This is a genomic window from Streptomyces sp. NPDC002144 (assembly GCF_053593695.1).
In genome coordinates this window covers 1-9,073 of the sequence record NZ_JBSFDB010000119.1, presented here as the reverse complement: position 1 = coordinate 9,073, position 9,073 = coordinate 1, and the positions used below count along the sequence as shown (strand labels likewise).

Genomic DNA, 9,073 nt, shown 5'->3' with positions numbered 1-9,073 from the left:
GGGGCAGCGCAAGGCACTTGACGAGAGGTACTTCCTGCAGAGGATCACGCCGCGACGGCCCGGCAGCCTCTGGTCGATGGTCAATGTGCGCCGGGGGGCGGGGTCGCGGTCTCCTGGGCCGCGAATCTCGCCTTCGCCTCGTCGATCTTGCGGCCGTAGTGCACCGAGGCCCACCACAGGGCCGCGAAGATCGCGCCGAGGAAGAACATCGTCGGCACGACGAAGCCGGAGGCGATGAGCGCGGCCTGCAGCGCCCAGCCGAAGGCGATGCCGCCCGGCCGGGTCACCACGCCGCACAGCAGCAGGCACAGGAACATCGCGATGCCGCTGACCGTCCACACCGTCCCCATGGACAGGTCGGGGTCCTTCATGGCGACGAGTCCCGCGAAACCGATCACGAAGAACTCGCCGATCAGCGTGGAAGCACAGAGCGTACGCACTCGGTCAGCCCCTCCCCAGCAGCAGTCGGGCCTCGCCGACGGTGATGACGGAGCCCGTGACGAGCACACCGCCGCCCGCGAACTCGCCCTCCTCCTCGGCCAGCGTGATCGCCGCCTCCAGCGCGTCCGGCAGCCGCGGCTCGACCTGGACGCGGTCCTCGCCGAACACCTCGACGGCGATCGCGGCCAGCTCGTCGGCGTCCATCGCGCGATGGCTGGAGTTCTGGGTGACGACGACCTCGGCGAAGAGCGGCTCGAAGGCCTCCAGCAGACCCCGCACGTTCTTGTCGCCGCTCGCCCCGACCACCCCGATCAGCCGGCTGAAGTCGAAGGCCTCACCGACCGCCTCCGCGGTGGCACGGGCGCCGGCCGGGTTGTGCGCCGCGTCGAGGACGACGGTCGGGGACCGCCGTACGACCTCCAGCCGGCCCGGCGAGGTCACGGACGCGAACGCCTTGCGGACCGTGTCGATGTCCAGGGGCTCGGGGCGCTGGGAGCCGACGCCGAAGAACGCCTCCACGGCGGCGAGGGCCACCGCGGCGTTGTGCGCCTGGTAGGGGCCGTGCAGCGGCAGATAGACCTCGGCGTACTCGCCGCCGAGACCGCGCAGGGTGAGCAGCTGGCCGCCGACGGCCACCTGACGGGCGACCACGCCGAACTCCAGGCCCTCGCGGGCCACGGTGGCGTCCACCTCGACGGACTTCTTCAGCAGCACCTGCGCCGCGTCGACCGGCTGCTGGGCGAGGATGACCGTCGCGTCCTGCTTGATGATGCCGGACTTCTCACCGGCGATCGCGGCGGGCGTCTCGCCGAGCCGGTCGGTGTGGTCGAGGTCGATGGGCGTGATGACGGCGACGTCACCGTCGATGACGTTCGTGGCGTCCCAGGAGCCGCCCATGCCGACCTCGACGACGGCGACGTCCACCGGGGCGTCCGCGAAGGCCGCGTACGCCATGCCGGTCAGCACCTCGAAGAAGGAGAGCCGGTACTCCTGCTGTCCGTCGACCATCTCGATGTACGGCTTGATGTCCTGGTACGTCTCGACGAAGCGCTCGGCGGAGATCGGGGCGCCGTCCAGACTGATCCGCTCGGTGATCGACTGGACGTGCGGGGAGGTGTAGCGGCCCGTGCGCAGCTCGAAGGCGCCGAGGAGGGCCTCGATCATGCGGGCGGTCGACGTCTTGCCGTTGGTACCGGTGATGTGGATCGAGGGGTACGAGCGCTGCGGCTCGCCCAGGACGTCCATCAGCGCGGAGATGCGGCTGACCGAGGGCTCCAGCTTGGTCTCGCCCCACCGGGTCGCCAGCTCCGCCTCGACCTCGCGCAGAGCCCGGTCGAGCTCCGGGTCCTCGGGACGGGCGGGCACGTCGGCCTGCGGCTGGCCGCCCTGGGTGCGCAGGGTGCGGCTGCCGGCCTCGATGACCGCGAGATCGGGGTCCCGGTCGGTCTCGGCCGCGACGATCTCGTCGAAGGGGTCGCTGTCACTCACGGGGCCAGTCTACGGAGCGGGACTGACAGACGTAGGCGAAGGCCCCCGGAACTGGACGTTTCCGGGGGCCTTCGACGCGGGCGGAGTCCTCAGGCGGACGGCAGCCTGTCCAGCTGGGCCTGGATCCTCGTGATGTCCTCCTCCGCCTTGGCCAGGCGGGTGCGGATCTTCTCCACCACGTTGTCCGGGGCCTTCGACAGGAACGCCTCGTTGCCGAGCTTGGCGTTCGCCTGGGCCTTCTCCTTCTCCGCCGCCGCGAGGTCCTTCGCCAGGCGCTTGCGCTCGGCGGCGACGTCGATCGTGCCGGAGAGGTCGAGGGCTACCTCGGCGCCGGCGACCGGCAGGGTCGCCGTAGCGGTGAAGGCGTCGCCCTCCGGCTGGAGGCGCAGCAGCTGCCGGATGGCCGCCTCGTGCGGGGCGAGGGCCGTGCCGTCCAGGCTCAGCCGGGCCGGGACGCGCTGGCCCGGCTGCAGGCCCTGGTCGTGACGGAAGCGGCGGACCTCGGTGATCACCGACTGGAGGGCCTCCAGCTCCCGTTCGGCGTCCGCGTCCCGGAACCCACTGTCCTTCGGCCAGTCCGCGATCACGATCGACTCGCCGCCCGTGAGGGTGGTCCAGAGGGTCTCCGTGACGAACGGGACGACCGGGTGCAGCAGCTTCAGCGTCACGTCGAGGACCTCGCCCAGGACGCGCTTGGAGACCTCGGCCGCCTCGCCGCCCGCCTGGAACGTCGTCTTGGACAGCTCGACGTACCAGTCGAAGACCTCGTCCCAGGCGAAGTGGTAGAGGGCGTCGCTGAGCTTCGCGAACTGGAAGTCGTCGTAGAAGGCGTCGACTTCGGCGACCGTCTTGTTGAGGCGGGAGAGGATCCAGCGGTCCGTCGCCGACATCTCGGACGGCGCCGGCAGCGGGCCCTCGATCGTCGCGCCGTTGATCAGCGCGAAGCGGGTCGCGTTCCAGATCTTGTTGGCGAAGTTCCTCGACGCCTGGACCCATTCCTCGCCGATCGGGACGTCGGTGCCGGGGTTGGCGCCGCGGGCCAGGGTGAAGCGGACGGCGTCGGAGCCGTACTTGTCCATCCAGTCGAGCGGGTCCACGACGTTGCCGAAGGACTTCGACATCTTCTTGCCGCGCTCGTCGCGGACCAGGCCGGTCAGCGCGATGGTGCGGAAGGGGACCTCACCGTCCATGGCGTAGAGGCCGAACATCATCATCCTGGCGACCCAGAAGAAGATGATGTCGTGGCCGGTCAGCAGGACGTCGGTCGGGTAGAACTTCCGCAGGTCCTCGGTCTGTTCGGGCCAGCCGAGCGTGGAGAACGGCCACAGGCCCGAGGAGAACCAGGTGTCGAGGACGTCGCTGTCCTGCGTCCAGCCCTCGCCGCCGGGCGGCTCCTCGTCCGGTCCGACACAGACGACCTCGCCCTCGGGGCCGTACCAGACCGGGATGCGGTGGCCCCACCACAACTGCCGCGAGATGCACCAGTCGTGCATGTTGTCGACCCAGTCGAAGTACCGCTTCGACATGTCCGCCGGGTGGATCGTGACCCGTCCGTCGCGGACCGCGTCCCCGGCGGCCTGCGCGAGCGGGCCGACCTTGACCCACCACTGCATGGACAGACGCGGCTCGATGGTGGTCTCGCAGCGGGAGCAGTGGCCGACGCTGTGGACGTACGGCCGCTTCTCGGCGACGATCCGGCCCTGCGAGCGCAGCGCCGCGACGATCGCGGAGCGCGCCTCGAAGCGGTCCAGGCCCTCGAAGGGTCCGTGGACGGTGATGACCGCGCGCTCGTCCATGACCGTGATCGACTCGAGGTCGTGGCGCTGGCCGATCGCGAAGTCGTTCGGGTCGTGGGCCGGGGTCACCTTGACGGCGCCGGTGCCGAACTCGGGGTCGACGTGCGTGTCGGCGACGACGGGGATGGTGCGGTCGGTCAGCGGGAGCTTGATGCGCTTGCCGACGAGGTGCCGGTAGCGCTCGTCGTCGGGGTGGACGGCGACCGCGGTGTCGCCCAGCATCGTCTCGGCGCGGGTGGTGGCGACGACCAGCGTCTCCTCCCCCTCGCCGTACTTGATCGAGACGAGCTCGCCGTCGTCCTCCTGGTAATCCACCTCGATGTCCGAGATGGCCGTCAGACAGCGCGGGCACCAGTTGATGATGCGCTCGGCGCGGTAGATCAGCTCGTCCTCGTACAGCTTCTTGAAGATCGTCTGGACGGCCTTGGACAGGCCCTCGTCCATCGTGAACCGCTCGCGGTCCCAGTCGACGCCGTCGCCGAGGCGGCGCATCTGGCCGAGGATCTTGCCGCCGTACTCCTCCTTCCACTGCCAGACGCGGTCCACGAACTCCTCGCGGCCGAGGTCGTGGCGGGACTTGCCCTCCTCGGCGAGCTGCTGCTCGACCTTGTTCTGGGTGGCGATGCCGGCGTGGTCCATGCCCGGCAGCCACAGCGCCTCGAAGCCCTGCATGCGCTTGCGGCGGGTGAGGGCGTCCATGAGCGTGTGCTGGAAGGCGTGGCCCAGGTGGAGCGAGCCGGTGACGTTCGGCGGCGGGATGACGATGGTGTACGCGGGCTTGTCGCTCTTCGCGTCGGCGGCGAAGTAACCCCGGTCTACCCAGCGCTCGTACAGCGTCTCCTCTACCTCGGCCGGCGCGTACTGGGTCGGCAGTTCGGTGTTGGGCGCTGAAGGCTGCTGCTGAGCGTTCTCGGTCACGGGGTCAGTTTAGGGGTGTCGCGGGTGTGTCCCGAAACGTGTTTGCTCTGTAACGGTGGGGCCCCCGCCGCCCTGTGCGAGCCGTGGCTGGTCCAGGATGTCAGGAACACATAAGCATCTGGAGGGGAACCCAGAGATGAGCTACAACCAGCCGGGCCCGTACGGCGGGCAGCCCCAGCAGCCCGGACCGTACGGTCAGCCGGGGCCCTACGGCCAGCAGCCGCCGCAGGCGCCCCAGCCCGGCTACGGCTACCCCCAGCAGCCGCCGACGGCCCCGCAGCCGGGGTACGGCTACCCGCAGCAGCCCCCGCAGGGCGTGCCGCCGCAGCAGAACCCGTACGGCCAGCAGCAGCCTCCCTACGGTCAGCCTCCCTACGGCCAGCAGCCCTACACCGTTCCGCAGCCGCCCGCGCCCGGCGGCGGCAAGAAGAAGACGGGGCTGATCATCGGCGCGGTGGCGGCCGTGGCGGCGATCGGTGTGGGCGTGTACTTCGTGATCGGCGGGAGCAGCGGCAGTGGGGGCGGTGGGGGCATCGCCAACGACGGGGCGCACAAGCTGACGACTCCGGCGACCGTCATCGGCGGCACTTACAAGAAGTCGAACAGCGCCGACAGTTCGGACTCGTTCAGCGACGAGGACAAGGCCGACTTCGAGAAGTGGGGCGTGAAGAACCCGCAGGACGTCAGCGCGGGGTACGCCAAGGGCAGCGGGCTGTCCCAGTCGAACCTGAGCTTCGGCGGCGTCTACGGCACGATCGACGACCCGGAGGCGGTCGTCGACGCCATGTTCGCGAAGGTCAAGTCCGAGGCGACGAAGGACAAGACCACCAAGGGCAAGCTGCTCGGCAGCCCGCAGGTGGTGCACCCGGCGGGCTTCGCCAACGGCATCATGAAATGTCAGGTGGCCCAGTTCGAGAACGACGGCACCTCGTCGACGAGCGCGGGTGCCCCGAAGACCTTCGAGATGCCGATCTGCATCTGGGGCGACCACAGCACGGTCGCCGACGTCACGAGCTTCAGCCTCGCCTCCCTCACCACCGGCTCGGCCGCGTCGGTCGACGACACGGCGGCGCTGGCGGCCAAGCTCCGCAACGACGTCCGCGTCAAGGCCTGACGGGCGGCGGACGCATGAAAAAGACATTCAAAGACAAGTTCAGCAAATGCTTGGCACATTAATGGGACAAAATAAAGTCATGGTTTCAGTAACTGCAGATATTGACTTTACCCAAGAAAACAGAGAAGAAAACCTGGTTACGCCAGTTGATGAAGAAAATATGAAGGGTATCGAAGTGAGCGCACAAAATATCTCTGAAACATATACAGGAGGTAGTGCTGCAGCAGAAGGTACACCTGAAGCAGAAGATCAGGCAGATACAACTACTACGAACACGGAAACAACTACATCAGGTTCTGGTGACTCTGAGAAAATTGATAACACAATTAATTACGAGGTTAATAGAATTAAAAAGCAAATTGTAGAGAGTCCATATAAAATCCGTGACCTTGGTATTCAAGTTATGGTAGAGCCTCCTACAGCAGATGATCCATCTTCACTTTCACAAGATAGTGTTGACGACATCACAAATATGCTAGGAACAATCGTAAGAACTTCTATTGATAAGACAGAAACAGGCACTCTTTCAGATGCAGACTTACAAAGCAAAATTGCCGTATCTGTACAAGAATTTAACGGAAAAACTACTGCTTCATCAGAAACAACTAGCACGTCTATTCCTTGGTGGGTATACGCAGTTGGTGGAGTATTACTTGCTGTAATTGGATTATTAATCTTCTTGTTTGTAAGAGGTCGTAAGAAGAAAGCAGCAGAGCCGGAAGAAGAAATTATTTCACCTGTATCCATTCCTGACGTAAATGATGAAGTGGAATCAGAGGGAACACTTCGCAGAAAACAATTAGAGAAAATGGCAAAAGATAAGCCAGAAGACTTTGCGAAACTTCTTCGTACTTGGATAACAGAGGAATAAGGCAAGGAGGATACCGATGGCACGAAAAGAAGCTACGGAGCTTACAGGAAAACAAAAAGCTGCTGTTCTACTTATATCATTAGGACCAGATGTAGCAGCTTCTGTTTATAAGCATTTAAGTGAAGAAGAGATAGAGAAACTTTCCTTAGAGATATCTGGTGTTAAAAAGGTGGAGAACTCTTCTAAAGAAGAAGTACTAGAAGAGTTCCATAACATAGCATTAGCACAGGATTATATCTCTCAAGGCGGTATCGGATATGCTAAAACAGTTTTGGAAAAAGCGTTAGGAACAGATCAAGCATCTGTCATCTTGAATCGATTAACCTCTTCCTTGCAAGTTAGACCGTTTGATTTTGCAAGAAAGGCCGACCCGAGCCAAATCCTTAACTTTATCCAAAATGAACATCCACAAACAATCTCATTAATACTTTCCTATTTAGATCCAACCCAGGCAGGCCAGATATTATCTGAGCTGCCACAGGAAATGCAGGCAGATATTGCGAAGCGAATTGCTGTTATGGACAGTACATCTCCTGAAATTATTAATGAAGTGGAACAAATTTTAGAAAGAAAACTATCTAGCACTGTAACACAGGATTATACACAAACCGGTGGTATTGAGGCAGTTGTTGAAGTGTTGAATGGTGTTGACCGCTCGACAGAAAGAACAATTCTTGATGCTCTTGAAATACAGGATCCTGAGTTGGCAGAAGAAATTAAGAAAAGAATGTTCGTATTCGAAGATATTGTTACATTGGATAACAGAGCAATTCAACGTATTATCCGTGACTGTGAAAATGAAGACCTTATGCTTTCATTGAAGGTTTCTGGTGACGAAGTGAAGGAAATTGTATTCAGTAACATGTCTGCAAGAATGGTTGAATCCTTCAAGGATGAAATGGAGTTCATGGGACCTGTCCGCCTGAAAGATGTTGAAGAAGCACAATCAAGAATTGTTGCTATTATCAGACGTTTAGAAGACTCTGGTGAGATTGTCGTTGCGCGCGGTGGAGGAGATGATATTATTGTCTAGGCTTATTAAATCAAGTTGGGCAAATGCAGAACAAGCAAATGAAAAGATTATCTCCATTAAGTATGTAAATAACTTTCAGGGAACAGATTTTCATGCTGATCCAGAATACACAAAAATCGTGGAACAGGCGACTGCCGACGCAGCTGCCATCCGCGAGAATGTAGAAAAAGAAGCAGCAGCTTTAAGAGAGCTGCTGCAACAGGAAAAAAACAATTGGCAATCAGAAAAAAACCTTTTGATGGAAGAAGCCCATCGAGAAGGTTACCAATCTGGTGTTGATGAAGGAAGAATGGCTGGATTTACAGAGTATGCAGAACATATTGAAGAAGCGAAATCAATCATTCAAGCAAGCAAATTGGACTATGATAAATATTTGAATAGTGCTGAAACAGAAATCCTGGAACTTAGCATGAAGGTAGCTGAAAAGATTGTTCAGACAAGTATTTCAGAAAAAGAAGAATATTTTATGCAGCTCGTCAAAAAGGTTTTGAAGGAAACAAGAGACCAAAAGGAAATTCAATTGCATGTTAATCCGATTCATTATCAATACCTCCTTTCAGAAAAGGAAGAATTATTATCGTTATTTCCAATCAAACCAAATTTGTTTATTTTTCCTGATGAAGCAGCAGCAGAAAATGGCTGCATAATCGAGACAGCTAATGGACGCATTGAAGCAAGTGTTGATACACAGCTGCTCATGATTAAACAAAAATTACTAGACCTATTGGAGAGTGAATGAGGATGAGAGCGGCAGAACTTCTATCATCGATCGATTCCATCGATCCTTACAAACGTTATGGCAGGGTTAAAAAAGTAGTTGGTCTTATGATAGAGTCGCAAGGTCCTGAAAGCTCAATAGGTGATGTGTGTAACATATATATTGGTACAAAAAATAAACGAGTTATTAAAGCAGAGGTAGTTGGATTTAAAGAAGATGGCATCATTCTAATGCCATATACGACAGTGAACGATATATCACCAGGCTGCTTAGTAGAAGGTACATCTGAACCCCTAGAAGTTAAAGCTGGTGCTGCCATGATTGGAACAGTCGTTGATGCACTTGGAATGCCGCTTGATGGCACATCATTACCAAAAGGATTAAAGAGTGTTCCGATTGATCAAGACCCGCCGAACCCATTAAAAAGACCGCCGATTTCAGAATCGATGGAGGTTGGGGTGCGCCTGATTGACGGCCTTCTAACAGTCGGAACAGGACAGCGTTTGGGGATTTTTGCCGGAAGTGGTGTCGGAAAAAGTACTCTGCTTGGTATGATCGCAAGAAACACCAAAGCCGATCTCAATGTTATTGCCTTAATTGGAGAGCGTGGTAGAGAGGTAAGAGAGTTCATTGAACGAGATTTAGGTCCTGAAGGCTTAAAGCGGTCGATCGTTGTTGTAGCAACAAGTGATCA

At 58.9% G+C, this 9,073-nt stretch carries 6 protein-coding genes and 2 pseudogenes; 5 read left to right on the top strand and 3 right to left on the bottom strand.

The features are described 5' to 3' along the window. Positions 1-80: 80 nt before the first annotated feature. From ACWCQ1_RS51215 to ACWCQ1_RS51205, 3 genes are all read right to left on the bottom strand, one after another. Entirely contained in the window at positions 81-440 is a 360-nt protein-coding gene (locus ACWCQ1_RS51215; protein WP_451030025.1) for a DUF4233 domain-containing protein, read from the bottom strand. A gap of 4 nt (positions 441-444) precedes the next feature. Continuing rightward, on the bottom strand, positions 445-1,929 hold the full coding sequence (folC, locus tag ACWCQ1_RS51210; protein ID WP_451030024.1) for a bifunctional tetrahydrofolate synthase/dihydrofolate synthase: 1,485 nt from the start codon (positions 1,927-1,929) through the stop codon (positions 445-447). Positions 1,930-2,018: 89 nt separating this feature from the next. Further along, entirely contained in the window at positions 2,019-4,643 is a 2,625-nt protein-coding gene (locus ACWCQ1_RS51205) for a valine--tRNA ligase (RefSeq protein ID WP_358610265.1), read from the bottom strand. Between the two features lie 136 nt (positions 4,644-4,779). Between ACWCQ1_RS51205 and ACWCQ1_RS51200 the strand changes: the two genes are divergently transcribed. The 5 genes and pseudogenes from ACWCQ1_RS51200 to fliI all read left to right on the top strand — a co-directional run. Then, positions 4,780-5,757: a hypothetical protein gene (locus ACWCQ1_RS51200; protein ID WP_451030023.1), complete on the top strand. Its 978-nt coding sequence runs from the start codon at positions 4,780-4,782 to the stop codon at positions 5,755-5,757. Between the two features lie 22 nt (positions 5,758-5,779). Continuing rightward, positions 5,780-6,628: pseudogene (gene fliF, locus ACWCQ1_RS51195) on the top strand (flagellar basal-body MS-ring/collar protein FliF); the annotation flags it as partial. A 16-nt stretch (positions 6,629-6,644) separates the two neighbouring features. Next, positions 6,645-7,661, top strand: coding sequence for a flagellar motor switch protein FliG (gene fliG, locus ACWCQ1_RS51190; protein WP_127734594.1), 1,017 nt, complete (start codon positions 6,645-6,647; stop codon positions 7,659-7,661). Continuing rightward, positions 7,645-8,400, top strand: coding sequence for a flagellar assembly protein FliH (gene fliH, locus ACWCQ1_RS51185; protein ID WP_451030026.1), 756 nt, complete (start codon positions 7,645-7,647; stop codon positions 8,398-8,400). The genes fliG and fliH overlap by 17 nt, the downstream gene beginning before the upstream one ends. A 2-nt stretch (positions 8,401-8,402) precedes the next feature. Continuing rightward, positions 8,403-9,073: pseudogene (gene fliI / locus ACWCQ1_RS51180) on the top strand (flagellum-specific ATP synthase FliI); the annotation flags it as partial.

Excerpts from the sequence above, each read along its gene's own strand:
- ACWCQ1_RS51200 (WP_451030023.1), top strand. The coding sequence starts at position 4,780 with ATGAGCTACAACCAGCCGGGCCCGTACGGCGGGCAGCCCCAGCAGCCC.
- fliG (WP_127734594.1), top strand. The coding sequence starts at position 6,645 with ATGGCACGAAAAGAAGCTACGGAGCTTACAGGAAAACAAAAAGCTGCT.
- fliH (WP_451030026.1), top strand. The coding sequence starts at position 7,645 with ATGATATTATTGTCTAGGCTTATTAAATCAAGTTGGGCAAATGCAGAA.